At 43.5% G+C, this 26,877-nt stretch carries 21 protein-coding genes and 1 tRNA gene; 20 read left to right on the forward strand and 2 right to left on the reverse strand.

What is annotated here, in order from left to right; all coding sequences use genetic code 11:
- Positions 1-150: 150 nt before the first annotated feature.
- From ACTXGK_RS17165 to hisC, 7 genes are all read left to right on the forward strand, one after another.
- On the forward strand, positions 151-951 hold the full coding sequence (locus ACTXGK_RS17165) for a BON domain-containing protein (RefSeq protein WP_443517669.1): 801 nt from the start codon (positions 151-153) through the stop codon (positions 949-951).
- Between the two features lie 335 nt (positions 952-1,286).
- The gene (locus ACTXGK_RS17170; RefSeq protein ID WP_443517668.1) at positions 1,287-2,279 is read left to right on the forward strand and encodes an alpha/beta hydrolase; all 993 of its coding nucleotides are present in this window, start codon (positions 1,287-1,289) and stop codon (positions 2,277-2,279) included.
- Between the two features lie 164 nt (positions 2,280-2,443).
- Positions 2,444-2,695, forward strand: coding sequence for a BolA family protein (locus tag ACTXGK_RS17175; RefSeq protein ID WP_058025509.1), 252 nt, complete (start codon positions 2,444-2,446; stop codon positions 2,693-2,695).
- Positions 2,696-2,806: 111 nt separating this feature from the next.
- Entirely contained in the window at positions 2,807-4,075 is a 1,269-nt protein-coding gene (murA, locus tag ACTXGK_RS17180) for a UDP-N-acetylglucosamine 1-carboxyvinyltransferase (RefSeq protein WP_238038995.1), read from the forward strand.
- Positions 4,076-4,171: 96 nt separating this feature from the next.
- A complete protein-coding gene (hisG, locus tag ACTXGK_RS17185) occupies positions 4,172-4,864 on the forward strand; it encodes an ATP phosphoribosyltransferase (protein ID WP_071002912.1) in 693 nt (230 codons plus the stop codon).
- 251 nt (positions 4,865-5,115) lie between these two features.
- Positions 5,116-6,411, forward strand: coding sequence for a histidinol dehydrogenase (gene hisD / locus ACTXGK_RS17190; RefSeq protein WP_443517667.1), 1,296 nt, complete (start codon positions 5,116-5,118; stop codon positions 6,409-6,411).
- Positions 6,412-6,487: 76 nt separating this feature from the next.
- Complete coding sequence (hisC, locus tag ACTXGK_RS17195; RefSeq protein ID WP_443517666.1) at positions 6,488-7,621, forward strand: histidinol-phosphate transaminase; 1,134 nt, start codon at positions 6,488-6,490, stop codon at positions 7,619-7,621.
- 110 nt (positions 7,622-7,731) lie between these two features.
- Here hisC and ACTXGK_RS17200 read toward each other — a convergent pair whose 3' ends face one another.
- Together ACTXGK_RS17200 and ACTXGK_RS17205 are read right to left on the reverse strand one after the other, a co-directional pair.
- Positions 7,732-9,423: an anthranilate synthase component I family protein gene (locus ACTXGK_RS17200; protein ID WP_443517665.1), complete on the reverse strand. Its 1,692-nt coding sequence runs from the start codon at positions 9,421-9,423 to the stop codon at positions 7,732-7,734.
- Between the two features lie 3 nt (positions 9,424-9,426).
- The gene (locus ACTXGK_RS17205) at positions 9,427-10,662 is read right to left on the reverse strand and encodes a beta-ketoacyl-ACP synthase II (RefSeq protein WP_443517664.1); all 1,236 of its coding nucleotides are present in this window, start codon (positions 10,660-10,662) and stop codon (positions 9,427-9,429) included.
- A 526-nt stretch (positions 10,663-11,188) separates the two neighbouring features.
- Here ACTXGK_RS17205 and ACTXGK_RS17210 point away from each other — a divergent pair.
- The 13 genes from ACTXGK_RS17210 to rpoB all read left to right on the forward strand — a co-directional run bounded on the left by ACTXGK_RS17210 (position 11,189) and on the right by rpoB (position 26,834).
- The gene (locus ACTXGK_RS17210) at positions 11,189-12,268 is read left to right on the forward strand and encodes an EcsC family protein (RefSeq protein WP_443517663.1); all 1,080 of its coding nucleotides are present in this window, start codon (positions 11,189-11,191) and stop codon (positions 12,266-12,268) included.
- 410 nt (positions 12,269-12,678) lie between these two features.
- The gene (gene rpsL, locus ACTXGK_RS17215; RefSeq protein ID WP_011281154.1) at positions 12,679-13,053 is read left to right on the forward strand and encodes a 30S ribosomal protein S12; all 375 of its coding nucleotides are present in this window, start codon (positions 12,679-12,681) and stop codon (positions 13,051-13,053) included.
- A 216-nt stretch (positions 13,054-13,269) separates the two neighbouring features.
- Positions 13,270-13,743: a 30S ribosomal protein S7 gene (gene rpsG, locus ACTXGK_RS17220; RefSeq protein WP_057761735.1), complete on the forward strand. Its 474-nt coding sequence runs from the start codon at positions 13,270-13,272 to the stop codon at positions 13,741-13,743.
- A 351-nt stretch (positions 13,744-14,094) separates the two neighbouring features.
- The gene (gene fusA / locus ACTXGK_RS17225; RefSeq protein WP_201599905.1) at positions 14,095-16,221 is read left to right on the forward strand and encodes an elongation factor G; all 2,127 of its coding nucleotides are present in this window, start codon (positions 14,095-14,097) and stop codon (positions 16,219-16,221) included.
- 223 nt (positions 16,222-16,444) lie between these two features.
- Positions 16,445-17,635: an elongation factor Tu gene (gene tuf, locus ACTXGK_RS17230; protein ID WP_201599904.1), complete on the forward strand. Its 1,191-nt coding sequence runs from the start codon at positions 16,445-16,447 to the stop codon at positions 17,633-17,635.
- 386 nt (positions 17,636-18,021) lie between these two features.
- Positions 18,022-18,097 (forward strand) — tRNA-Trp (locus tag ACTXGK_RS17235).
- 51 nt (positions 18,098-18,148) lie between these two features.
- On the forward strand, positions 18,149-18,634 hold the full coding sequence (gene secE, locus ACTXGK_RS17240; RefSeq protein ID WP_238038792.1) for a preprotein translocase subunit SecE: 486 nt from the start codon (positions 18,149-18,151) through the stop codon (positions 18,632-18,634).
- A 71-nt stretch (positions 18,635-18,705) separates the two neighbouring features.
- Positions 18,706-19,236: a transcription termination/antitermination protein NusG gene (gene nusG / locus ACTXGK_RS17245; protein ID WP_201599900.1), complete on the forward strand. Its 531-nt coding sequence runs from the start codon at positions 18,706-18,708 to the stop codon at positions 19,234-19,236.
- 90 nt (positions 19,237-19,326) lie between these two features.
- Positions 19,327-19,758, forward strand: a complete 432-nt coding sequence (gene rplK / locus ACTXGK_RS17250) for a 50S ribosomal protein L11 (RefSeq protein WP_058025423.1) — start codon at positions 19,327-19,329, stop codon at positions 19,756-19,758.
- Positions 19,758-20,459: a 50S ribosomal protein L1 gene (gene rplA, locus ACTXGK_RS17255; protein WP_087039615.1), complete on the forward strand. Its 702-nt coding sequence runs from the start codon at positions 19,758-19,760 to the stop codon at positions 20,457-20,459. Before rplK ends, rplA begins: the two co-directional genes overlap by 1 nt.
- Positions 20,460-20,933: 474 nt before the next feature.
- Positions 20,934-21,461: a 50S ribosomal protein L10 gene (gene rplJ / locus ACTXGK_RS17260; RefSeq protein ID WP_025652244.1), complete on the forward strand. Its 528-nt coding sequence runs from the start codon at positions 20,934-20,936 to the stop codon at positions 21,459-21,461.
- A 120-nt stretch (positions 21,462-21,581) separates the two neighbouring features.
- Positions 21,582-21,953 carry a 50S ribosomal protein L7/L12 gene (rplL, locus tag ACTXGK_RS17265; protein ID WP_057761722.1) on the forward strand — a complete coding sequence of 124 codons (372 nt, stop codon included), beginning with the start codon at positions 21,582-21,584 and terminating at the stop codon, positions 21,951-21,953.
- A 762-nt stretch (positions 21,954-22,715) separates the two neighbouring features.
- Complete coding sequence (gene rpoB / locus ACTXGK_RS17270; RefSeq protein ID WP_238038795.1) at positions 22,716-26,834, forward strand: DNA-directed RNA polymerase subunit beta; 4,119 nt, start codon at positions 22,716-22,718, stop codon at positions 26,832-26,834.
- Positions 26,835-26,877: the final 43 nt, after the last annotated feature.

Genomic DNA, 26,877 nt, shown 5'->3' on the forward strand with positions numbered 1-26,877 from the left:
CGCAATACTCGTTACCAAAAACCTAACCGCTGCTGGCCAAAATTAAGTAAAGTAGCTATTAACGAAATTTGTCTTATCACTGCTAGATGAAAATTGACTCAATTCATTGAGTTTATAACACCGTCACCACCATGCTCTAAGAGGTAAACAATGACACGGATGCATTTGCGCACTGCTATTTTTGGTTCATCACGCTGTATTACGACGGGCATTATGCTTGCTGCTTGTGTGGTCAGTACAGGCTGTGCCACCAACTATCTGACCAACAGTACAGAAGGAACTTACGGTGTGCCAATGACTGAGCGCACCATTCCGCAGCGTCTACTAGATCGTAGTATCGAGCATACTGCCAAAATCAACGTGTATGGGCTAAAAGAAGATTTGCAGCAGACCAGCCGTATGGGTATCGATAGCTTCAATAGCGAAGTGTTGCTCACAGGGGAAGTACCGTCTGAAGCGCTCAAAGCAGAAGTAGAAAAGGTCGTCAGCTCTATGCCAGATGTGCGCCGCGTCTACAACGAGATGGAAGTGAGTGCCTCAAAAGGCTATAGCTCAACGGTTCATGATGGTTATATCACATCAAAACTACTGGCAAAAATAGCCGCCAGTGATGGCGTCAAAACCTCGCAGATCAAAGCAGTCACCAACAATGGCGTGGTCTATATCATGGGTCGCATGACACCCACCCAGCAAAGCAACTTAATTGATGTTGCGAACAGCACTGTTGGGGTGACCGAGCTGGTACTGCTGACGACAGTTGTCGATGATAGAGGCGTAAAGATAAACGATGATGATATTATGTACGAGAACAATCTAGCCAATCCTGCGGTCGCACCAACTGTCCAAGATACCGCTGTCAGTACCGCAACGCCGATAGTGATAACGGAAGAAGAGGACACTACGGTGCAACCATCATCAAGCCCATATATCGACCTTTATCAAAATCAGTAAAACTACTGAGTCTGCTAAGCTGAGTCTACCAAGCGATGATTGACGATAAATAAGAGCCTATATAATGGCTACTTAGCTATATGTGATACCAGTCACATCATATGATGCTAGTAGCTTTTTTTGATATTAATCACAATAAGCCTAAATAGATATAACAGTAAAAGCACGAGAAATCCTCAGCCAGTGAGTACTATATCAATAGTGAAAAGTAGTAGAAGCAGCAAGTTGGTCACTTATATTTTCAAGTGAAAGTATATCCTTGACCAATTAACGAAACAGCATAGCTGCTATAACGCTACTCATTATTGATTAATAAATATAATAGGATACTGGCAATGAAGGATTCAAAAAACCGTATACAAGAGAGTGAAGACATTAATAGAGATGCTATGAATAGCATCGGCTCTTACACTGGTAAAAAAGTACGCACGCTGAGATTCACAGGGGCGGCAGTTCTGGCATTAGGGAGTATTGCGCTCGCGACGCAAAGTGCACAGGCATTATCACCACTCGCTATCGTCAATGGTATTACTTCTAGTGGCGGTGTAGGGGTGAGTAAAGACATCTTATACGGTGATGAGCCTTTGCAAGATTTGGATGTTTATTATCCAAAGCCCTTGGCGCAAGCAATGAAAGCCCAAAGCGCTATCAATAGCAACTATCCTATGGTGGTATTTGTTCATGGCGGCTCATGGGAGAGTGGTAATAAAGAGCAGTATGCTTTTGTCGGTCAAAGCTTAGCGCAGGCAGGCTATGTCACTGCAGTGATTAATTATCGCAAAGCACCTGAGCACGTCTATCCCGATTATGTCGAAGATGCCGCACAAGCGATTGCTTGGAGTATTGAGAATGCGACCAGCTTGCATGCTGATCCATCACGTGTCGCTGTCATGGGACACTCTGCTGGCGCGTTCAATGCCGTTGCCGCAGTATCAAATGAAGACTTTTTGGCGCCTTATGGCATTAAGCCAACAGATGTTGCAACCGTCATTGGTATTGCAGGGCCTTATAGCTACGATTTCCGTAAATTCGATAGTGCGACAGCCTTTGCTCCAGATGCGACGCCTGATCAAGTGATGCCCGATCGTCAGATTAAGGGTGCACAGCCACCGTACTTGTTATTAACAGCAGAAAAAGACAAAGTCGTACATCCGACAAACGCAATCAAAATGACAGAAGCATTCAAAAAAGCAGGCGTCACCGTTGAAACTGGTGAGATCGAAGGCGCGAGTCACGCAACTAGCATTGGAGCAATGGCACCGCCGTTAGGCTGGGTCAATGACGTACGCGCGCAAGTGTTAACGTACTTGGATAAAATGCTTAAATAGCTTATCCGTGTCCGTATGAGTGGCTGAGAGTTGCTTGATGTTTCATATTGTCTCAGTCCTCAAATACACTTGGGTAAGACAGTACTGTAAGATATGCAAACTCTTGTTATAATGTCATCACTTTAAATCTATACCCTATTCTAAACTTTAAGGCAGACTATTCTATGAGCATGAACGCTGACGATTTGATCGCATTTTTACAGACTCACTTCCCAGACGCTTTTATCCAAGCTGCCAATCAAGGTAACAAGTTTGATGTGCGCGTGGTTGATGCAAGCTTTGAAGGTAAACGAGCCGTTCAACGTCAGCAAGCCATTTATGCGCTAGTCAATGATAAGATTGCGAGTGGCGATATTCATGCCCTCAATATTCAAGCGCTAACGCCTGCTGAATGGGACGCTCAATCAAAAGGCTAATTAAACAGCTCTCTACACGACCAGACAATATAGAATTCGTCATATCAATAGATGAATTCTATCCATCTGGTTTTCATTATTTTTTATACTCATCGCTAGGTTGTCACCCTTATGGATCAATTTTTAATCACTGGTAGTAGTCGTATCGCAGGGGAAGTTACTATTTCAGGCGCCAAAAATGCCGCCTTGCCATTACTTGCCGCTATGATACTGGCCGAGACCCCAACGACATTGCACAATGTACCGTCGCTAAAAGACGTGCGTACATTGATTGAATTGATCGGTGGCATGGGGATTGATATCCAAAAGCAGGGCGATACGGTCACTTGCGATACAAAAAGCATCGATAATTTTTATGCGCCGTACGATTTGGTAAAAACCATGCGCGCGTCAATTTTGGTATTAGGTCCATTATTGGCACGTTTTGGCGAAGCTGAAGTGTCATTACCAGGTGGCTGTGCGATTGGCTCACGTCCTGTTGATCAGCATCTAAAAGCGTTTGAAGCGATGGGTGCGGTAATCAGCGTAGAGAATGGTTACGTGAAAGCGCAAGCGCCCAAAGGTGGTAAGCTGATTGGTTGCCACTTCTCATTTGATATGGTGACAGTTGGCGGTACGGAAAACGTCATCATGGCAGCAGCATTGGCTAAAGGCACAACAGTTTTGGCTAACTGTGCATTAGAGCCAGAAGTAGTCGATTTAGCCAATATGCTGGTTGCGATGGGCGCCAAAATCAGCGGCATCGGTACTTCTACCATGACCATTGAAGGGGTAGAACGTCTACACGGTTGTGAGTATTCAGTGGTACCGGATCGTATTGAGACAGGCTCGTATCTCGCTGGTGCCTTGATGACTCAAGGTGATGTGCTGACCAAAAATACTACGGCATCTTTATTGTATCCGGTACTTGAGAAGTTTGAAGCGATGGGTGCAGTGATTACGACAGGTGATGACTGGATTCGCGCGCAAATGAAAGGGCGTCCAAAGCCAGTAGATATCCGCACTCAGCCACATCCAGGTTTTCCAACAGATATGCAAGCTCAGTTGATGGCGATTTGCTGTCTGGCTGATGGAACGAGTACCATTATCGAAAATATTTTTGAAAACCGCTATATGCACGTACCTGAACTAAACCGCTTGGGTGCATCTATCCAAGTGGATGGCCATACTGCGGTGATCAGAGGCGTCGAGAACTTTACGGCGGCACCAGTTATGGCAACAGATTTACGTGCTTCTATGTCACTGGTAATGGCGGCTGCAACGGCAGAAGGCGAGAGCTTGATTGACCGCATTTATCATATTGACCGCGGTTATGAGCATGTTGAAGAAAAGCTGCGTAGCCTTGGTGTTAATATCCAGCGTGTCAATACCAACGGCTAATATTGATAGGTCAACCGTAGTTTATATATGAATTACGTTATACATTAAAACTTCCCTTGAATGGGGAAACTAACTGCACATGGACATGATGTCATTATGACTGAGACAAGCAAACCTGCACCAGCCGACGGTCTACTAAACGAAGTAAACGATGCGTTTTCAGGTCTGACCTTGGCGTTATCAAAAGGCCGTATTTTAGAAGAAACGATGCCACTGCTACGTGCAGCGGGTGTCGATCTTTTAGAAGACCCTGAAGCCTCGCGCAAACTTATTTTTCCAACATCAAACCCAAATGTACGTGTATTAATCTTGCGTGCGAGCGACGTACCGACCTATGTCGAACACGGCGCAGCTGATTTTGGCGTTGCGGGCAAAGATGTTCTGCTTGAGCATGGCGCGAACCACGTGTATGAATTGCTTGATTTAAAAATCGCTCAATGCAAATTGATGACCGCTGGCGTAAAAGATGCACCACTGCCCAATCGTCGTCTGCGTATCGCGACCAAATATGTCAATGTAGCGCGCGCTTATTTTGCGAGTCAAGGTCAGCAAGTTGATGTTATCAAGCTTTATGGTTCAATGGAGCTTGCGCCATTAGTAGGCTTGGGTGATTTGATTGTCGATGTGGTTGATACAGGTAATACATTACGCGCGAACGGACTTGAAGCGCGCGATCATATTTGTGATGTGTCATCACGTCTTATCGTCAATCAAGTCAGCTACAAGCGCAAATTTGCGTTACTAGAACCCATCTTAGATAGCTTTAAAAACAGTATTGCCAATGCCTAGTAAACCGGTGTCAATCATTGGTAATATAAAGCATGATGATGCGAATTTTTAAACCAGTTTAGCAGGCTATGAGTGATATAGCGTGCTAAACTGGTTTTATTGTCTTAGCTTGCGAAAAAATAAAATCACCGTAAAATTTAGACAAGAAAACAGCGAGTAAATCGCCATATTTGTGAATAATAAGCATACTTTAGCTATATTCACGCCGTTTATTTTCAGCAGTATTTTATGCTCAGATATAGGATTAGGTCATGCGCCAGTTAAGTACCCAAGATGCCGATTTTGACAATCAATTGACACAACTGCTTGCCTTTGAAACCGTCAATGATGCTGAATTATTGCATACCGTTGACGATATCATCGCACAAGTACGTGCGGATGGTGATAGCGTCGTATTGGTATTAACTCAGCAATTCGATCAGCATCCAGCGACAACGATGCAAGAGTTAGAGCTGTCTAAAGAAGCACTTGCCGATGCATTTGCCAATCTTGATGAAAATGTAAAAACGGCGTTGACCACAGCCGCAACCCGGGTACAGACCTTTCATGAGCGCCAAGTACAAGAAACGTGGCAATATGAAGATGAGCTAGGCAATCGCTTAGGTCAAAAAGTTACGCCACTTGATCGCGTTGGTATTTATGTGCCGGGTGGCTTGGCATCTTATCCATCATCAGTATTGATGAATGCCATCCCTGCCAAAGTGGCTGGCGTCGCTGAAGTCATCATGGTCGTACCAGCGCCGAAAGGGGTGCTCAATCCTTTGGTATTGGCAGCAGCGCATTTGGCCCAAGTCGACCGTGTCTTTACCATTGGCGGCGCGCAGGCGGTAGCAGCTTTAGCCTATGGCACTGAGACCATTCCAGCCGTGGATAAAATCACAGGGCCGGGTAATAAGTATGTCGCGGCAGCCAAACGCGCAGTATTTGGACAAGTCGGCATTGATATGATTGCAGGCCCCTCAGAAGTGTTGGTATATGCAGAGGGTGAAGCGCAAGATCGAGCTGATTGGCTCGCGATGGATTTATTGTCGCAAGCAGAGCACGACCGTATCGCTCAAGCTATCTTTGTGACGACCAGTGAAGAGCAGCTAAAAGAAGTCGCGTTAGAGATAGAAAGAGCACTCGCTGAGCTACCAAAAGCAGATATCGCACGCGATTCGCTACAAAATCGTGGTGCACTTATCTTAGTGAAAGATCGTAGCGAGGGTATGGCACTGATTAATCGTATTGCCCCTGAGCATTTGGAGTTGTCCGTTGATAACCCTGATGCACTGCTAGATGATATTCGTCATGCGGGTGCTATCTTTATGGGTCGTCATACGCCTGAGGCTATTGGGGATTACTGTGCAGGACCGAACCATGTGCTACCAACATCCGGTACTGCGCGCTTTTCTTCACCGTTAGGTGTTTATGACTTTCAGAAGAAATCATCAATTATTTATTGCAGTGAATCCGGCAGCAAGCCATTGGCTGAGACGGCGGATATTTTAGCGCAACGTGAGGACCTAGAAGCCCATGCGCGCTCAGCCCGTTATCGTTATCAGTAAGATATTTTGAGTCTCTTCGTTTTTACTTTTGATAGATATTTTTAATAGTCTATATGGCTAATTAGTAGGATAATTTATGAGTGAGTCAAAGATAGATACCAGACTTTGGTCATCTAAAGCACGCAACTTGTCACCTTATGTGCCGGGTGAGCAGCCACAGCACGACAATTTATGCAAACTGAACACCAATGAAAACCCATTTCCGCCCTCACCAAAAGTCGCGGAGGCAATCGCTAAAGTACTTACCCAGCAAGCGCAAGAGCTTCGTTTGTATCCGGCACCTGAGTCTAATGACCTGCGTGCTGCATTGGCACAAGCATATAACCTTGATGTCAGCCAAGTGTTTGTCGGTAATGGCTCAGATGAAGTGTTGGCGCTTATATTTGCCAGTTTTTTCCTAAAAGAGCGTCCACTTTTATCACCTGATATTGGCTATAGCTTTTATCCAGTATATGCGCAGACTTTTGGCGTACATCTCGTCAAGATCCCACTAGAAGAAGACTTTAGTATCGATCCTGACGCTTATCGCCAGCCTTGTAGCGGTATCATTATTGCCAATCCGAATGCGCCAACAGGTTTGCTCTTATCACTTGCTGATATTCGTAAGCTAGCCAGCGAGCATTCTAACGCCGTGATTGTAATTGACGAGGCATACATTGATTTTGCTCAGACTGATGCAGACAGTACAGACGCGCAAGTCTCAGCGGTCAGCCTAATCAATGAGTGTGACAACGTTATCGTGACGCAGACCTTTTCAAAATCACGGTCACTTGCTGGTTTACGTGTTGGGATGGCCTTTGGCAGTGCCTCGTTGATTGAAGCATTAACGCGTATGAAGAATAGCTTTAATAGCTATCCGCTTGATAAATTAGCGCAAGCTGGTGCGACGGCAAGTGTGCTAGATGTGGATTATTTTGAGCAAACGCGCCAACAGGTCATCGATTTGCGCACGTCATTGACATCAGAGTTGACAGCGCTAGGCTATAAAGTATTGCCCTCGCATGCCAACTTTATCTTTGCCCGTCCAAAAGATGGTAATGCAAATACTGTGGCGAGTACATTGCGTGATCAAGGGATTATCGTTCGCCATTTTGATAAGCCGCGCATTAATGAGTATTTGCGTATCACTGTTGGCACTTCAGATCAGCATGAGCGTTTGATTAATGCGCTAAAAGAGCTGCACACAGAGACTAGCATGATTGCTGATTAATGATTTACCTGCTTGTGTAGTAGATGCTATCGATAAGTACTAAAAAAGCCTGCTAACGCAATGTTAAGCAGGCTTTTCTTTCTAGAGACCAGCACAAAATAGTACTTCAGTCATTTATAGTTTTCCGCCAACACCGCCAGTAGATTACCTACCTTATCTAGGCACTCTTGATATTCAGCATCACAATCTGATGCCACTGTAATACCGCCACCCGCCCATAGATTGATTTGCCTTTCCTTAATGGATTCATCATGCGATAACGCATTGGCTTGTAGCGTGCGAATCAACACATTCCATTGACCACTGCCATCAAAATTCATATAACCCATGGTGCCGCAATAAGCACCGCGCGGTGTGGATTCGAGTTCGGCAATAATTTCGACAGCGCGTTTTTTTGGTGTGCCAGTGATAGAGCCAGCAGGCAGGCTACCAAACAGCACAGCCAATGGGTGAGTATCAGTTTTTAACTCAGCAGTGATAGTGCTGACCATATGGTGCACGTTACTAAAGCTTTCAATCGCAAACAGTTGCGGCACTTTTACGCTACCGATCTTGGCATATTTACCCAAATCATTGCGTAGCAAATCTACAATCATCACATTTTCGGCACGGTCTTTTTCGCTATCGACCAGTTGTTGCTTGTACGATTTATCTTGCTTATCAGTGGAGCCACGAGGCATAGTGCCTTTGATTGGCTTGGTCAGAATATGATGTTTATTAGTAGCCTTGTCTTTGGTAAAAGTAAAAAACAGCTCGGGGGAGCAGCTTAATAGCTCAAAACTGTGGTTAAGGGTGTCAACGTGCTCAACGCTTGCACCATCAACGCTAAGATAGCCTGCAAAAGGCGCTTGCGTATTGTGATGCAGTGAAGGAAGATAATCGATAAGTGCTGAAGTTGGTTGAGTTGTATCGTTTTTATATGGCAGATAGCCAGACCACTTTTGCGTTAGGTTGATTTGATAGCAATCGCCTTGCTGTAGATAGTCTTGGGTACGATCAAATGCTTGCTGATAATCACGCTTGCTCCATCGTGCCGTTAGGACGATAGGTATAGCATGTGATGTGCTCTTAGATTGTGCTTGATTAAGATATCTGTCGGATAGCTTTTTATCCAGTTCATCTAGGTAGGATATCAGATCAACTATGAACTTATCTTTTGACTTGTTGCCGATAGTTTCTCCAGAGCTATTATCGGTTTGAATGCTTTTTAGCTCCCAACCGGTATCAGTATCTGCAGCAGGTGTTAGATAGATATCATAATGCCCTAATGAGGCGCAAGGCTGATTTGCCAATTCGATTCTGTCTGCAGGACTTAACTCATAAGCAGCGATATCGTAACTGATAAAACCAATCAGACCATGATGATAATTAGGTTTTGTGCTTTTCGAATTTATGTTATTTGAGCTATTACTATCGGTATCATAAGCTTTGCTGTAAGCAATAAGCTTATTTTGCCATTCTATATAGCTCATATAGGCTGTCGTGGTATTTTCGCTATGAGTAGAGCAGTTATCACGGCAGTTTTTAACCACTCTATAGACAGGGTTTGAATCTTTAAAAGGTTTTTGATCAGTAGCATAAACCGACCAGCTGACTTTAGGCAGCAAGCCAATCACTGGTCGTCCATCGTTATTTAACCAAGCCAATTGCCAATTTGCTGCATCATCTTGATTGAGTAAATGGCGTCTTAGCGGTGGCATTAATTCAGCCGCTGACAAATCACCAAAACGCCAGCTAGATTTACTAGCTGGCGATGGCGCAGAATCTGTCTGCTCAGTTATCGTTTGATTTGGTGCGACCATGGTTCAAGCGTCAAACTTTTTGATAATTAGCGTGGCGTTAGTACCACCAAAGCCAAAGCTATTGCTCATCAAGGTTTCAAGATTTGATTCGCGCATTTCGGTGACGATATCGAAACCTTCAGCTGCAGGATCTAGGTTATCAACGTTGATACTTGGGGCAATAAAGCCATCTTGTAGCATAAGTAGGCAGTAAATCAGCTCTTGCGCACCAACAGCGCCTAAGCTATGACCAGTCATCGATTTGGTTGAGCTGATAGCCGGTACTTTACTGACATCGTTATCAAAAACTTTAGCAATCGCTTTGAGTTCTGTGATATCGCCTAGCGGTGTGCTGGTGCCATGGCTATTGATATAATCAACGCTTTCTAGGCCAGCCTCAGCTAAGGCTTGTTGCATACAGCGTACAGCGCCTTCACCACTTGGCGCAACCATCTCAGCACCATCAGAGGTAGCACCGTAACCCACGATTTCAGCCAAGATATTGGCGCCGCGTGCTTGAGCATGCTCTAAACTTTCTACCACAACCATCGCGCCACCAGCAGCAATCACAAAACCATCGCGATCTTTGTCATAAGCTCTTGAAGCGAGTGTTGGCGTGTCGTTATATTGAGTACTCACTGCACCCATCGCATCAAACATACAAGACTGTGTCCAATGCTCAGCTTCACTACCACCAGCCAATATCACATCAGCTTTACCCAGTTGGATAAGCTCAGCGGCATGACCGATACAATGAGTCGAAGTCGCGCAAGCAGAGGCAAGCGAGTAGGAGACACCTTGGATTTTTAGACCAGTGGCTAGGGCTGCTGATACTGAGCTGCCCATGGTTTTAGGTACCGCCATCGCACCAACACCGCGTAGACCTTTTTCACGCATGGCATCCACAGCGTTCACGATATTTTCTGTTGATGCACCGCCTGAGCTTGCGACGACGCCCACGCGTGGATTGTTATTGATGGTGTCAAGTGACAGTCCTGAATGCTCAATGGCGTTTAGTGCACTGACATAAGCGTACAGACTGGCATCACTAAAAAAGCGTTTGAGCTTACGATCGATACCACTAGTATCCAGTTCCGATTGATTAATACTGCCGCTCACGTGTGATTTAAACTCGTGCTCAGCATAAGAATCATTAAACGTAATACCAGACTTTCCTTCTTTAAGAGCAGTAGTGACCGTGGCTAAATCATGTCCGATACAAGAGACAATCCCTGCTCCAGTGATAACGACGCGACGCATATTCTATTCCTTGTAAGTAACGATTTGCCGCTATTGACAGGCAATAATCGTTGTAAATCTATATATGAGGTTTAACGATGAATGAATTTGAGCATTATAGTGAAAAAATAGTCTATGTAGATAACGATAGCATGAATTAAGACAACTACAGCCTATTAAAGACGATATCAATTCAGTGTACAATTATGCTCTAACTTACGGCACATGATAACGTATCAAGCGTTGAAAATCTTTGGACAAGTGTAAAATAATGGCGAAATAGCCTCTATCGCTACAAGGTAATGAGAAATTGAGTGGCTATGAAGCACTTTTATCCAAGCAATCGCTTGTCTATTTATAAAAGACAATGTGTGTAACCTAAAGGCTATGGTTAAGTTAGACAAAAATTAAGTTATACTTTTAGATACAAAATTTGTGATAGCGATAACATTGTTCGCACTGACAAAGACTATAGCGATTGACTAAAATAATTGCTTAAGATTACTAATATTAGAATAAAACCAATCATCACATTAAGGACATCACGATGGCAAAGCGTAGTACTCTTTCAAAAAGTATCAATACTATTGGCTCTTTCACACGCAACAACCTAGAGCGCGTAGGTTCCATGATTGATAGCATGAACGCCAAAACAGGCAAACCGCGCCAATATAAAGCGGTAGATCTAGGCGATGAGGATTATCAACAAGACTTATTTCGTGAGCAAACCTTAAAGGCTACGCAGCAATTATTAGGTCCACGTTTTGCTACTTATGGCAAATATGCCAAAAAAGTCGTGCCAAACAGCTTTTTTCAATCGACAGTAGACAGCGCGTTTGCTCAAGTTGCGAAACTTGCATCAAACTGGAGTCAATTAGACTTACCGAACGAGCATCGCTTTGCCAATATTGCTACTTTAGATGATGAAGAGCGTTATGCACTTGCAACCGATATTGCTAACCAAAACCGTGCACTTGCAGCAATGGGTGGCCTGACGGGTCTAGCAGGGCTGCCAGGTCTACTCGCTGATACCTTATGGCTATTATTGGTATCTCTACGTACTGTTTACCAAATTGCAGCTATATATAATAAGCCGCTCACAGGTAAACAAGGTGTGAAGATGGCATACGAATTGCTCTCGAATGCAGACCTAAGCAAAATGCAAGAAAAACAAGCATTGCTAGCAGGTATGGGTATCGGTAAAGGTTTGCTTGATAATGCTCAGAGCCGTGGGCTGCATAGCGAGCTGAAGAACTTGGGTCTAAAAAATCAAAACGTAAACTACTATGCTGAGCAAATAGACAGTATTGCTAGCCAAGTAGGGATTGATCTGGATAAAATAAACCTATTATGGGTTCGCCGTTTCATTCCCGTTACAGCAGTAGCCATCGGCGTACATTATAACAGTCAGTTGATTGATGAAGTGATTGGCGTTGCTCAAGCGACTTTCGCGCCAGAGGCAAAACTTGCCAATCGTGCCATTACTGATGACAGTAGTAGCGAAGCTGAAGTAAAAAAAGCCAGCAATAACGATGCGCAAAAGGACACAGAAGAAAATAGCGATACAGAAGAAACCAGCAGCAAAAAAGACTCAGACAAGCAAACGTCTGATAAAAAAGCCAAGTAATAGAAATACTATTTATTCGCTTGGCTACGTATATTAATAGCACAATGGTATTTATCTTGGTCTGATTGAGTAGAGTGACTTGAAATCAGGATAAATACCACCACTTAGTTACTATCAAGTAGCATTTATATTCGAATATCTTTTCTTAATGGTGCTTGAGCTTACCTTGTTTACTTTATTTATGACGCTATTTTTCGGCGAAAAAACGATAAAGTGATATAATGTGAGGCTGAATGCATATCTATCAAATGTTGTAAAGCGAAACCATTCATAAGTGGTTGAAATAGCAGCAACAACTCTTTATAATACACTGTCCTAAAAATGGGTGCCCAGAAATCTGCAATTATTGCCAGATAGATGGTGCATTGGCCCATTTTTTTGTTTTATACCAAACGGGAGAAGGATGCCTTATGGCAACAACTAACCAATTGATTCGTAAAGGTCGCAAAACCATCAAGGAAAAGTCAAAAGTTCCTGCGTTGGAAGCGTGCCCACAGCGTCGCGGTGTATGTACTCGTGTATATACTACCACGCCAAAAAAACCTAACTCTGCCATGCGTAAAGTATGTCGTGTACGTTTGACTTCAGGCTATGAAGTATCAAGCTACATCGGCGGTGAAGGTCATAACCTACAAGAGCACAGTGTTGTTCTAATCCGTGGTGGTCGTGTAAAAGATTTACCAGGTGTACGTTATCACACTGTTCGCGGTGCATTAGATTGCGCAGGCGTTAAAGACCGTAAGCAAGGTCGCTCTAAGTACGGTGCTAAGAAGCCTAAAGTTTAATAACTAAACGTTATTAGATAAGCTTTTTGCACTACCCAATAACTGTGCATGGGTTTGGTGTCAGTAGTAATATCACTTTTATATAAATATATCTGTGATTTGCTCTTAAAACATACCACCATGCAGTAAGGCTAACTGATAACTCACTGCTACATTCTAATGATAAGTAGTCGATGTTGTGAATGTTAGACACTCCTGAAGATAAGGAAATTTATTATGCCAAGACGTCGCGTCGTTGCTGCCCGTGAGATCCTACCGGATCCTAAGTTTGGTAGCCAAACTGTTGCAAAATTCATCAACCATGTAATGAGTGATGGTAAAAAATCTACTGCTGAGCGTATCGTTTACGGTGCACTTGAGACAGTAAGTGAGAAGCGTAAAGTTGAAGATCCAGTATCTTTCTTCGAAGAAGTGCTTGAAAACGTACGCCCAATGGTAGAAGTAAAAGCTCGCCGCGTTGGCGGTGCAACCTATCAAGTACCAATGGAAGTACGCCCCTCCCGTCGTACTGCCTTGGCTATGCGTTGGTTAGCCGAAGCTGCTGCTAAGCGTTCTGAAAAATCAATGGCTTTGCGTTTAGCTGGCGAATTGAATGATGCTGCTGATGGCAAAGGCGCTGCTATGAAAAAGCGTGACGAAGTTCACCGCATGGCAGATGCTAACAAAGCATTCTCTCATTACCGTTTCTAAGCTACTTTTTAACAGTAGCTTGAGATTAGTGGCTCATACTCATTAATCTTACATTGTTGTTTATTCTATTGATTGCCGCCATCATCATTCGGTCATATATAAATGTTATTTATTAATGACTGGGGTGGCGGACATCTATCCAGATGTCTCTCTTAACAAGTATGACTTTCATCCTTTCATTAGAGAACATCCCAAATTTGATGCCACACTATTCTTAGTATTTGCTCTTTTTTTGTCCGTATTAGGCTCAATAATCAGTAAGTAATATTACGAAGCTGAACGCTTTGTCATAGAGTATGAGGTAGAGACACAATACATTATTATATACACGACTTTTCCTAGGAAAACACTATGGCTCGTAAAACTCCCCTAAAACGCTATCGCAATATTGGTATTTCAGCGCACATCGATGCTGGTAAAACTACCACTACTGAGCGTGTTTTATTCTATACCGGTGTTAGCCACAAAATTGGCGAAGTACATGATGGCGCAGCCACTATGGACTGGATGGAGCAAGAACAAGAGCGTGGTATTACTATTACCTCAGCAGCAACAACTTGTTTTTGGTCAGGTATGGCTAAACAGTTTGACGAACACCGCATTAACATCATCGATACCCCAGGTCACGTTGACTTCACGATCGAAGTTGAACGTTCTATGCGTGTACTTGATGGCGCTTGCATGGTTTACTGTGCAGTAGGCGGCGTTCAGCCACAGTCTGAGACCGTATGGCGTCAGGCGAACAAATATAAAGTACCACGTCTTGCATTTGTAAACAAAATGGACCGTGTTGGTGCTGATTTCTATCGTGTTATCGAACAGATCAAAACCCGTCTTGGCGGCAAGCCAGTACCATTGGTTATTCCAATTGGGAAAGAAGATGACTTCGAAGGCGTTGTTGATCTAGTGACCATGAAAGCTATCTATTGGGACGAAGCGTCTCAAGGTATGCAGTATGATGAGCGTGATATCCCAACTGAACTACAAGACAAAGCAGCAGAGTACCGCGAATATCTTGTAGAAAGCGCTGCTGAAGCCAACGAAGAGTTGATGAACGAATATCTAGAAAACGGAGAATTGACTGTAGACCAGATCCACAGTGCTATTCGTCAGTTGACTATCGATAACGAAATCATCCCACTTCTTTGTGGTACTGCCTTTAAAAACAAAGGTGTACAAAAGATGCTAGATGCGGTTATCCAGTATCTACCAGCACCAATCGACGTACCTGCTATTAAAGGTATTCTTGATGACAAAGACGAAAGCGAAGGCAGCCGTGAAGCATCAGATGAAGCACCTTTCTCAGCACTAGCGTTCAAAATCATGAACGACAAATTCGTTGGTAACTTAACCTTCGTACGTGTTTATTCTGGTGTCATGAAGCAGGGTAGCAGCGTTTATAACCCAGTTAAAATGAAGCGTGAGCGTGTTGGCCGTATCGTACAGATGATGGCAAACTCTCAAGAAGAGCTTGCAGAAATTCGTACTGGTGATATCGCAGCTTTAGTCGGCATGAAAGATGTGACTACTGGTGATACACTATGTGACGAAGACAACGTGATCACTCTTGAGCGTATGGAGTTCCCAGATCCAGTTATCTCTCTAGCAGTTGAGCCAAAAACCAAAGCTGACCAAGAAAAAATGTCTATCGCTCTTGGCCGTTTGGCAAAAGAAGATCCATCGTTCCGTGTACACACTGACGAAGAGTCTGGTCAGACGATCATCAGTGGTATGGGTGAGCTACATCTAGAGATTCTTGTTGACCGTATGAAGCGTGAATTCAACGTTGAAGCCAACATCGGTGCGCCGCAGGTTGCTTATCGTGAGACGATTCGTAACACGGTTGAACAAGAAGGCAAATTTGTACGTCAGACTGGTGGTCGTGGTAAGTTTGGTCACGTTTGGCTACGTCTTGAGCCACTTGATCCAGCTGGCGACACTGAATACGAATTCGCTGAAGAAGTTGTTGGTGGTACGGTACCAAAAGAATTCCACGGTGCTGTTGATAAAGGTATCCAAGAGCGCATGAAAAACGGCGTACTTGCTGGTTACCCAGTCGTTGGCGTAAAAGCTACCTTGTATGATGGTTCTTACCATGACGTCGATTCTGATGAATTGTCGTTCAAAATGGCAGGTTCTATGGCCTTCAGAAAAGGTTTCTTAGCCGCTGACCCAGCACTACTTGAGCCAGTAATGAAAGTAGAAGTTGAAACACCTGAAGACTACATGGGCGATATCATGGGCGATCTTAACCGTCGTCGTGGTTTGGTACAGGGTATGGAAGATTTACCTGGCGGTACTAAACAGATTCGTGCTGAAGTACCATTAGCGGAAATGTTTGGTTATGCCACTCAAATGCGCTCTATGTCACAAGGCCGTGCAACTTACTCAATGGAATTCCAAAAGTACGCTGAAATTCCAAAATCAGTTGCTGCTGAAATCATCTCTAAGTTCAACTCTAAAGATGATGACGAGTAAATAAAACTTACTGAAGGTGACAATATAGAGTATCTCTGTGTATTGTCACTAAAGAATAGACCAATAACTTGTTAAAAGACTTGTTATTGGTCGCAATTTTCTTATAATATCTGCACATTAGTATGTGCGACCTTTTAACAATTATCTTAAGGTGACCAAGATTTTCTTAATTGTCATATTTATATGAATTAAGCCTTGGAACCAAAAAAAAGAGGAAATACCCATGGCAAAGGCCAAGTTTGAACGTAGCAAGCCACACGTCAACGTCGGTACCATCGGACACGTTGACCATGGTAAAACCACCCTTACCGCTGCAATCGCAACCGTAGCTGCAATCACCTCTGGTGGCGAAGCCAAAGACTACGCGTCTATTGACTCAGCACCAGAAGAAAAAGCACGTGGTATCACCATCAACACCTCACACGTAGAATATGACACAGACAGCCGTCACTATGCACACGTAGATTGCCCAGGTCACGCCGATTATGTTAAAAACATGATCACCGGTGCCGCTCAGATGGACGGCGCAATCCTAGTTGTATCAGCAACTGACGGCCCTATGCCACAGACTCGTGAACACATCTTGTTGTCACGTCAGGTTGGCGTACCATACATCATCGTATTCATGAACAAATGTGACATGGTAGATGACGAAGAATTACTTGAGCTAGTAGAAATGGAAGTTCGTGAACTACTGAACGACTATGACTTCCCAGGTGATGACACCCCAATCATCCACGGTTCTGCTACTGAAGCCCTAAAAGGCTCACAAGAAAAATACGGCCAACCAGCCGTTGTAGAACTACTAGGCGTACTAGACACCTACATCCCAGAACCAGAGCGTGACGTTGACAAAGCATTCCTAATGCCAATCGAAGACGTATTCTCAATCTCAGGTCGTGGTACCGTAGTAACCGGCCGTGTTGAATCTGGTATCGTAAAAGTTGGTGACGAGATCGAAATCGTTGGTATCCGTGACACTCAAAAAACCACCTGTACTGGTGTAGAGATGTTCCGTAAACTGCTTGACGAAGGTCGTGCTGGTGAGAACTGTGGCGTACTACTACGTGGTACTAAGCGTGAAGACGTACAACGTGGCCAAGTACTAGCGAAGCCAGGTTCAATCACGCCTCACACCAAGTTTGACGCAGAAGTATATGTACTGTCAAAAGAAGAGGGTGGTCGTCACACACCATTCCTAAACGGCTATCGTCCACAGTTCTACTTCCGTACCACTGACGTAACTGGCGCAATCCAATTACAAGACGGTACTGAAATGGTAATGCCTGGTGACAACGTTGAGATGGGCGTAGAGCTTATCCACCCAATCGCTATGGACAAAGGTCTACGCTTCGCAATTCGTGAAGGCGGCCGTACTGTAGGCGCTGGTGTTGTTGCTAACGTATTGAACTAAGACTTAAGTCTCAGTAATGAGATTATGAATTAGTCATAAAAAAGCCATCCTATCTAGGGTGGCTTTTTTTATGAGTGTTGAAATAGAGGTATTTGCAGAATTAGATCTAAGCTTTGGTAGAATGGTTCTTTTGATAGCATGGCTTTTGATAGCATGGCTTTTGATACGGGCTATTTATTTATAATACACAGTATTGTAATTTGCCGCATAGCTTGCTATATTAGCGCTGCATTTAACGTGTATGGTTAATCTAAACCATAATGAGAAAGCCTATAATTAATATAGTGACTTTTGGTAAATGCAATATCAGGTAAAAATTAACAATTTTACCGCCAAAGGCTTGCATTCTATGCTAAATATTGTATAATGCTGTCCTTTACACCCATAGGCGATTGGCTCAATTGGTAGAGCATCGGTCTCCAAAACCGAGGGTTGTAGGTTCGAGTCCTACATCGCCTGCCATCTTCTTATCTCATCTTTGTTGTACCCCACCATCTCCGAAGCGAGTTCTTTATGAGCAATAATCAAGATAACCTCGAGACTAAGTTATCTGATGCCAAGGCGGTTGCTGGTGGAATGCTGTCTAAAGATAAGCACATCTCAGCGAACGGTACTTCGGCTGTTGAAGTTGCTAAGACTGGCTCAATCAAAGATTTGATTTTGTGGCTACTTGCCGCAATTGTTTTGATCGGTGCGACTCTCGTTAATCAATATCTACCAGGCTATTGGCAACCTGCCAACGATGTCTGGGTACGTATTGGTATCATTGTCGCACTTATTGTATTTGCATTAATTTGCTTGGCGCTGACGCATCAAGGCCGTGCTTTTAAAATATTATTAAGAGACGCAGGTGTTGAACTTCGCCGAGTAACATGGCCAGGTAAAGACGAAACCTTTCAGTACACATGGCAAGTCATTGTTGTGATTGCGATTGCTGGGTTCTTTGTTTGGCTATTAGATAACTTTTTTAATTGGTTCGTTGGTATCTTTATCGGTTAATAGCGCGTATTAGTGACTATTAACGAGAGATTTACTTATAACGACTTATTTATAATGATCAGGAGCGTGATATGCGTTGGTATATTGTCCAAGCGTTTTCAGGATATGAAAAACAAGTACAACGTTCATTAACTGATCGTATTAACCGTAGTGACTTCACTGAGTCGTTCGGTGATGTATTGGTTCCTACTGAAGAAGTCGTCGAAATGAAAGACGGCAAAAAACGTAAGAGTGAGCGTAAGTTCTTTCCTGGATATGTATTGATCCAGATGGAAATGAACGACAATACTTGGCATATTGTAAAGGATTGTCCGCGTATTATGGGCTTCATCGGCGGTACGCCTGAGATGCCTGCACCAATTACGCAAGTAGAAGCTGATCGCATCTTGAACCGTTTGAACCAGACTGAAACTGACCCACGTCCTAAGACGCTATTTGAGCCAGGCGAAGAGTTGTTGGTTATCGATGGTCCATTCACTGACTTTAAAGGGTTGGTAGAAAAAGTGGATTATGAGAAGTCTAAATTACATCTAACGGTAAACGTATTTAATCGACCTACACAGGTTGAGCTTGAGTTTAGTAAAGTTGAAAAGCTAGACTAAATCAGCAAAAAGTTCATCAACCGGGGAGCTGTTAGTCAATTAGGTATATACCACATTGATTTGGCGCTATTACCCATTTAGGAGAGTATCATGGCTAAGAAGATTGATGGTTACATCAAACTGCAAGTGCCTGCAGGCAAAGCAAATCCTTCACCACCTATTGGTCCAGCTTTGGGTCAAAAAGGCGTGAACATCATGGCGTTCTGTAAAGAATTTAACGCTGCGACCTCAGGCCAAGAGCCAGGTCTACCGATCCCAACTGAGATCACAGTATATAGCGATAAATCTTTTACCTTCATCATGAAATCACCACCAGCTGCGTACTTACTACGTAAAGCTGCTGGCATCGCTAAAGGTTCAGGTACACCGAACACTGCTAAAGTCGGTAAAGTTGATCGTGCACAGCTAGAAGAAATCGTTAAAACTAAGAATGCAGACTTAACTGCAGCTGATCTTGACGCTGCTGTTCGTACCATCGCTGGTACTGCACGTTCAATGGGTATTACCGTGGAGGGTGTATAATGTCTAAGCTAACCAAACGTCAAAAAGAAATCCAAAGCCGTATTGATAACGAAAAGCAATACACTCTTGAAGAAGCCGTTCAAATCCTAAACGATTTGCCAGCGCTAAAATTCAAAGAGTCTATTGATATCGCAGTAAACTTGGGCGTTGACCCACGTAAATCTGATCAAGTGGTTCGTGGTGCAACTAACCTACCTGCGGGTACTGGTAAAACCAAACGCGTTGCTGTATTTGCTCAAGGCGCTGCTGCTGAAGCCGCTAAAGAAGCTGGTGCAGACATCGTTGGTTTTGAAGACCTAGCAGAGCAAATCAAAGCTGGTAACATGGACTTTGATGTTGTTATCGCAGCTCCAGATGCAATGCGTGTTGTTGGTCAATTGGGTACGATCCTAGGTCCACGTGGCCTAATGCCTAACCCAAAAGTTGGTACGGTAACGCCAAACGTTGCTGAAGCTGTGACTAACGCGAAAGCAGGTCAAGCACAGTACCGTGTTGATAAAGCTGGTATCATCCATGCAACTATCGGCCAAGTTGGTTTCACTGCTGAGCAAATCGAGCAGAACGCGCAAGCGATTCTTTCTGATCTAAAGCGTGCTAAGCCTGCTACTTCTAAAGGTACTTTCATCAAGAAAATTACCTTGTCTAGCACGATGGGCCCTGGTCTAACGATCGACGCTGTTCCTTATCGTACTGCAAAATAATTAAAGTCTCTATCTTTGAGTACTTGAACTTCAAGTATTTTGAATGATGAGCACATACTATATTTAAAAATTAGGTCAGCGTAGTATTTGCTACGCTGTCTAAGACCGTAGGTAGAGAGTGGTTTAGTGTCATAAGTAACAATTTTCGAATGGTTAAATATGATACTGAGTCACTTTTGTTAATCGACGACAGATGAAAATCTTAGTTGTCCTACGCAGACGGTGGCCCACACAGTTTAAGACACGAGCGAATAGGGCGGTAAGGTTATTTATATAATCTTCAAACTATTACTCAACGTCATTCTGATAACGGTGCCGTAATCAGTCGTTACCAGTAGATGCTTTTTTCATTAATTGAATCCGCTGGTAATGTGTCGTATCAAGTCAGTCCCAGCTTAAAATTTAAGCCTGCGAAAATTTCGATTTTTAGTGCTTTTATGATAAGCAGATTGATAAGATTAAAGGAGTCAACTTATGGCATTAACGCTAGAGCAAAAACAACAAGTTGTGGCTGAAGTGTCTGAAGTTGCTGCTAATGCTTACTCAGCAGTAGCTGCCGAGTATCACGGAATTGGTGTTGCTAAGCTTACTCAGCTTCGCGAACAAGCTCGTGATAAAGGTGTTGTTTTGAAAGTGGTAAAAAATACCCTTGCAAAACGCGCTTTTGAAGGCACTAAGTTTGAGAGCATGTCAGACCGTATGACTGGTCCACTACTTTTGGCTTTCTCTATGGAAGATTTGGGATCTGCAGCACGAGTCGTTTTCGACTTTAGCAAAGATAACAAAGCTTTAGAGACCAAATTAGTATCAGTCGGTGGTGAAGTTTATGGTCCAGAAGAGCTAGAGCGCGTATCGAAGCTACCAACTCGCGACGAAGCAATCTCTATCTTGATGGCTACTATGAATGCACCAGTGACCAAGCTTGTCCAGACTATGAACGCTGTTCCTGGCAAGTTCGTTCGCACTGTAGCGGCAATCAAAGACGCAAAAGAAGCTGCTTAATTGCTTGTTTTAACGTAACTTTAACATCGCTAATTTTGGTTGAATTTTATTGCCATATTCGGCAATCAATCAAAGCGATATTAGAATCAATTAATTTTTATCAGATAACGGAGAGTTCTCATGGCACTATCTAAAGATGACGTGTTAAATGCAATCGCTGAAATGTCAGTAATGGATATCGTTGAGTTAATCAGCGACATGGAAGAAAAATTCGGCGTAACAGCTGCTGTTGCTGCTGCACCTGCTGCTGCTGGTCCTGCTGCTGCTGCTGCTGAAGAAAAAGACGAGTTTGACGTAGTTCTTGCTAGCTTTGGCGAGAAGAAAGTTGGCGTAATTAAAGCCGTACGTGAAGCTACTGGTCTTGGCCTAAAAGAAGCGAAAGATTTGGTTGAAAGTGCTCCAGCACCAATCAAAGAAGGCGCATCTAAAGCTGAAGCTGAAGAGTTGAAAAAGAAACTTGAAGAAGCTGGTGCAACTGTTGAACTAAAATAAGTTTAATACTGTACAGAAAAAAAGCTGGTAATGCCTTGCATTGCCAGCTTTTTTTTATTATAATTCGTAGCTTGACCTTTTGTGTCTGCCAACATACGTATGCATTAACGGTGGATACCCATCAAAAGGACAGACGATATACATGCAAGTACACATACCAGTTTTTAAAATCAGTTAATATCAGCTAAACGTCTGTAGATGTTTGGCATTTTTTTGTGTCTGCATGCTTTCCTATCAACACTATAGTTTATACTGATTCTTAAAGTTATAGTTACCCCGATTATTAATCCTGAAAAAAGCGGTATTCTGAAAAAGCTGTTGATTATAAGTTGCCTACTTGGTGTGGCATGACTGTCGATATTTAGTCTTATAGACAGTTTGCATGTGTAGGGAACATAGTTCGGTAATAAGCAGTCTAGATGGCAAGTGGTTTATATGCAATCTTAATAGACGTTATTTTCCAGCAATGTATTTGTAAATTAAGCCTCATAGGCAATGCATTATAGATTATATAATATTGAATTTTTTGGTTGCAACAGTCATATAGATTGATTCACTTACCATGAATTTAGTAAGCAACGACGAGATTAAGTGAAGTGTGCTAGGTAAGCACTGATGAGTAAAGTAGTAATTGACAGAAAAGACATGAACTGAACACGAAAACCCGTTTTATATTATCGTTTACGTCGCCATGTTTGCATCGTATTTATGCATACTGGCCACGCTTTTAATTTGTTTCCACGTTTACTGTAAGGACTCTCGATGGCATATTCTTATACTGAAAAAAAGCGTATTCGCAAAAGTTTTGCTGAATTGCCCACTGTAATGGACGTTCCCTATTTACTGTCTATTCAAGTAGATTCTTATGAGCAATTTTTGCAAGAGCACAAAAAGCCAAAAGCTCGTGAGAATACTGGTTTGCAAGCTGCGTATTCCTCTATTTTCCCAATTGAGAGTCACTCTGGTAACGCCGAGTTGCAATTTGTTGAGTACTATTTAGGTACGCCTGAATTTGATGAGCGTGAGTGTATCTTACGTGGTTCAACGTTTGCGGCGCCGATGCGTGTCAAAATCCGTTTGATCATCAAAGACAAAGACAGTAAAGACAAAGATAGCAAAGCCGCTATCAAAGATATCCGTGAGCAAAGCGTTTACATGGGCGAGATGCCTTTGATGACAGCTAACGGTACTTTCATTATTAATGGTACTGAGCGTGTTATCGTCTCTCAGCTACATCGTTCACCTGGTGTGTTCTTTGACCATGATAAAGGTAAGTCGCATTCAAGTGGTAAAGTGCTTTATAACGCGCGTATCATCCCTTACCGTGGTTCATGGTTAGACTTTGAATTTGATGCAAAGGACTTAGTCTTTGCTCGTATTGACCGTCGCCGTAAACTACTGGCTTCTATCATCTTACGTGCACTTGGCCTGACCACATCTGAAATTTTAGATTTGTTCTTTGATAAAGTCGCTGTTTATAAAGCTGAAGAGACGTTCGAGATTGATCTAGTTGCTGATCGTCTACGTGGCGAGATGGCTCAGTTTGATATCGTATCACCTGAAGGTGACGTTATTGTAGAGCAGGGCAAACGTATCAACGCACGCCGTATCCGTCAGCTTGAAGAAGCAGGTATGACGAAAATTGCTGTGCCTGATGAGTATCTATATGAGCGTATTTTAGCGGAAGATATCGTTGTTAATGACGAAATCATTGCTAAAGCAAACACGCCAATTGACCATGAATTATTGGTTAAATTGAACTCATTTGAAGCCAGTGGTGCCATCAAAGAGTTCAGCATTCTGTTCACTAACGATATCGACCAAGGTAGTTATATTGCCGATACGCTACGTGCTGATAGTACCTCAAGCCGTGAAGAAGCATTGATCGAAATCTATAAAGTCATGCGTCCAGGTGAGCCACCAACGGTTGAAACTGCTGAGAAACTGTTTGAGAGCATGTTCTTCAACGCAGATCGCTATGACCTATCTAATGTCGGTCGTATGAAGTTCAACCGTCGTCTTGGTCTGCCATTTGAAAACACCGATGATCCAGACGTACAGCGCGAACGCAGTGTGTTAACCAACGACGATATCGTTAATGTTCTAAAAGAGCTGATCGAGATTCGTAATGGCCGCGGCGATGTGGATGATATTGACCATTTGGGTAACCGCCGTATTCGTTCAGTGGGCGAGATGGCAGAAAACCAATTCCGTGTTGGTCTAGTACGTGTTGAGCGTGCGGTTAAAGAGCGCTTAAGCTCAGCAGAATCAGACAACTTGTCACCACAAGATTTGATTAACTCTAAGCCGGTAGCGGCTGCGGTTAAAGAGTTCTTTGGTTCAAGCCAGTTGTCACAGTTTATGGATCAGAACAATCCGTTGTCTGAAGTTACCCATAAGCGCCGTGTATCAGCGTTAGGACCTGGTGGTCTAACTCGTGAACGTGCAGGCTTTGAAGTACGTGACGTACATGATACGCATTATGGCCGTGTATGTCCGATTGAGACTCCTGAAGGTCCAAACATTGGTTTGATCAACTCATTAGCGACCTTTGCTAAAACCAACAGCTTTGGCTTCTTAGAAACGCCTTATCGCCGTGTGGTTGATGGTAAAGTAACAGACGTTATTGAGTATTTATCAGCAATCGAAGAAGTAGGTACTGTGATTGCACAGGCTGATTCTCCGATGACTGAAGATGGCGCGTTATCTGACGAGATGGTCAGTGTACGTAGCTATGGTGAATTTGTTCGTATGCCACCAGAAAAAGTAACGCATATGGACGTATCACCAAGTCAGGTAGTATCGGTTGCAGCAGGTCTGATTCCGTTCCTAGAGCATGATGATGCTAACCGTGCCTTGATGGGCTCGAACATGCAGCGTCAGGCTGTTCCTACGCTACGTGCTGATAAGCCGTTAGTAGGTACTGGTATGGAGCGTCACGTTGCTCGTGACTCTGGTGTTTGTGTGATTGCCAAGCGTGGCGGTGTGATTGAAGATGTTGATGCATCGCGTATCGTTGTTCGTGTAAACGAAGACGAGATGACTGCTGGTGAAGCGGGTATTGATATCTATAACTTGATCAAATACACGCGCTCTAACCAAAACACTTGTATCAACCAACGTATCATCGTTAACCAAGGTGACGAAATTGCTTTGGGTGATATCTTGGCTGATGGTCCATCAACGGATCTTGGTGAGCTAGCACTTGGTCAAAACATCCGCATCGCATTTATGCCGTGGAATGGTTACAACTTCGAAGATTCAATCTTGCTATCTGAAAAAGTCGTGAAAGAAGATCGTTTCACTACTATTCATATCCAAGAATTGACTTGTGTGGCTCGTGATACCAAGCTAGGTACAGAAGAGATCACGGCTGATATTCCAAACGTTGGTGAAGCAGCACTATCAAGTCTTGATGAAGCAGGTATCGTCTATATCGGTGCTGAAGTTGATGCTGGTGATATTCTAGTTGGTAAAGTGACGCCAAAAGGTGAAACGCAACTAACGCCAGAAGAGAAACTACTACGGGCTATCTTTGGCGAAAAAGCGGCTGATGTGAAAGACACGTCACTACGCGTACCGACTTCAAGTAAAGGTACGGTTATTGATGTACAGGTCTTCACCCGTGATGGCGTTGAAAAAGACGCACGCGCAAGAGCGATTGAAAAATCGCAGCTTGATAGCTATCGCAAAGATTTAAAAGAAGAGCTACGTATCTTTGAAGAAGCGGCTCGCGGCCGTATTGGTAATCTATTAGATGGTCAAAAAGTCAGCGGCGGTGCTGGTCTAAAAGCGGGTACAGTTATGGCATTGGCTGATATGAAAGATATGAGCCTTGAGACCTTGCTTGATATCCAACCAGTAGAAGAAGAAATCTCTGAGCGTCTAACGCAAATCGCTGATTACTTGGTTGATAAGCAAAAAGACATCGATGTGAAGTTTGCTGAGAAAAAACGCAAATTGACTGCTGGTGATGACTTGCAACATGGCGTACAAAAAATCGTTAAAGTATATCTAGCCGTTAAGCGTCGTATTCAGCCTGGTGATAAGATGGCCGGTCGTCATGGTAACAAAGGTGTTGTATCGCGCATCATGCCAGTTGAAGACATGCCTTATGATGAGAATGGTAATACCGTTGACATCGTGTTGAACCCACTTGGTGTACCATCTCGTATGAACATCGGTCAGGTTTTAGAGACGCATTTGGGTATGGCAGCGAAAGGTTTGGGCGAGAAAATTGACGGTATGCTCAAATCTCAAGCAGCGATCAAAGAGCTACGTGATTTCTTGGACAAAATCTATAACCAAGTAGGCGGTGAGCAAGTTGATCTTGATAGCTTAAGTGATGATGACATCATGGCGCTAGCAGACAACTTACGTGGCGGTGTACCGATGGGCACAGCAGTATTTGACGGCGCAAGAGAAAGCCAAGTTAAAGACTTGCTCGAGCTTGCTGGTATGGATCGCGATGGTCAGCAGACGTTATATGATGGTCGTACAGGTCAGAAGTTTGACCGCAAAGTAACCGTCGGCTACATGTACATGCTCAAGCTTAACCATTTGGTTGATGACAAAATGCATGCGCGTTCAACAGGTTCTTATTCTCTAGTGACGCAGCAGCCACTCGGCGGTAAAGCTCAGTTTGGTGGTCAGCGCTTCGGTGAGATGGAAGTATGGGCACTAGAAGCATACGGCGCGACTTACACGTTGCAAGAAATGCTAACGGTGAAGTCGGATGACGTTGAAGGCCGTACTCGTATGTACAAAAACATCGTTGATGGTGAGCAGTATATGGATCCAGGCATGCCTGAGTCGTTCAACGTACTGACCAAAGAAATCAAATCACTGGGTATCAATATTGAGTTAAAACAAAGCAACTAGCCCGTTGTTTAACTTAGTTGTCCACTAAAGGCAGTCTGCTTTA

The organism is Psychrobacter sp. T6-5, from assembly GCF_052258485.2.
Lineage (GTDB): Bacteria > Pseudomonadota > Gammaproteobacteria > Pseudomonadales > Moraxellaceae > Psychrobacter.

Excerpts from the sequence above, each read along its gene's own strand:
- rplK (WP_058025423.1), top strand. The coding sequence starts at position 19,327 with ATGGCTAAGAAGATTGATGGTTACATCAAACTGCAAGTGCCTGCAGGC.
- ACTXGK_RS17175 (WP_058025509.1), top strand. The coding sequence starts at position 2,444 with ATGAGCATGAACGCTGACGATTTGATCGCATTTTTACAGACTCACTTC.
- nusG (WP_201599900.1), top strand. The coding sequence starts at position 18,706 with ATGCGTTGGTATATTGTCCAAGCGTTTTCAGGATATGAAAAACAAGTA.
- hisG (WP_071002912.1), top strand. The coding sequence starts at position 4,172 with ATGACTGAGACAAGCAAACCTGCACCAGCCGACGGTCTACTAAACGAA.
- tuf (WP_201599904.1), top strand. The coding sequence starts at position 16,445 with ATGGCAAAGGCCAAGTTTGAACGTAGCAAGCCACACGTCAACGTCGGT.
- hisC (WP_443517666.1), top strand. The coding sequence starts at position 6,488 with ATGAGTGAGTCAAAGATAGATACCAGACTTTGGTCATCTAAAGCACGC.
- ACTXGK_RS17210 (WP_443517663.1), top strand. The coding sequence starts at position 11,189 with ATGGCAAAGCGTAGTACTCTTTCAAAAAGTATCAATACTATTGGCTCT.
- rplJ (WP_025652244.1), top strand. The coding sequence starts at position 20,934 with ATGGCATTAACGCTAGAGCAAAAACAACAAGTTGTGGCTGAAGTGTCT.
- ACTXGK_RS17170 (WP_443517668.1), top strand. The coding sequence starts at position 1,287 with ATGAAGGATTCAAAAAACCGTATACAAGAGAGTGAAGACATTAATAGA.
- hisD (WP_443517667.1), top strand. The coding sequence starts at position 5,116 with ATGCGCCAGTTAAGTACCCAAGATGCCGATTTTGACAATCAATTGACA.
- secE (WP_238038792.1), top strand. The coding sequence starts at position 18,149 with ATGAGCAATAATCAAGATAACCTCGAGACTAAGTTATCTGATGCCAAG.
- ACTXGK_RS17205 (WP_443517664.1), bottom strand. The coding sequence starts at position 10,662 with ATGCGTCGCGTCGTTATCACTGGAGCAGGGATTGTCTCTTGTATCGGA.
- ACTXGK_RS17200 (WP_443517665.1), bottom strand. The coding sequence starts at position 9,423 with ATGGTCGCACCAAATCAAACGATAACTGAGCAGACAGATTCTGCGCCA.
- fusA (WP_201599905.1), top strand. The coding sequence starts at position 14,095 with ATGGCTCGTAAAACTCCCCTAAAACGCTATCGCAATATTGGTATTTCA.
- rplL (WP_057761722.1), top strand. The coding sequence starts at position 21,582 with ATGGCACTATCTAAAGATGACGTGTTAAATGCAATCGCTGAAATGTCA.
- murA (WP_238038995.1), top strand. The coding sequence starts at position 2,807 with ATGGATCAATTTTTAATCACTGGTAGTAGTCGTATCGCAGGGGAAGTT.
- rplA (WP_087039615.1), top strand. The coding sequence starts at position 19,758 with ATGTCTAAGCTAACCAAACGTCAAAAAGAAATCCAAAGCCGTATTGAT.
- ACTXGK_RS17165 (WP_443517669.1), top strand. The coding sequence starts at position 151 with ATGACACGGATGCATTTGCGCACTGCTATTTTTGGTTCATCACGCTGT.
- rpsG (WP_057761735.1), top strand. The coding sequence starts at position 13,270 with ATGCCAAGACGTCGCGTCGTTGCTGCCCGTGAGATCCTACCGGATCCT.
- rpsL (WP_011281154.1), top strand. The coding sequence starts at position 12,679 with ATGGCAACAACTAACCAATTGATTCGTAAAGGTCGCAAAACCATCAAG.
- rpoB (WP_238038795.1), top strand. The coding sequence starts at position 22,716 with ATGGCATATTCTTATACTGAAAAAAAGCGTATTCGCAAAAGTTTTGCT.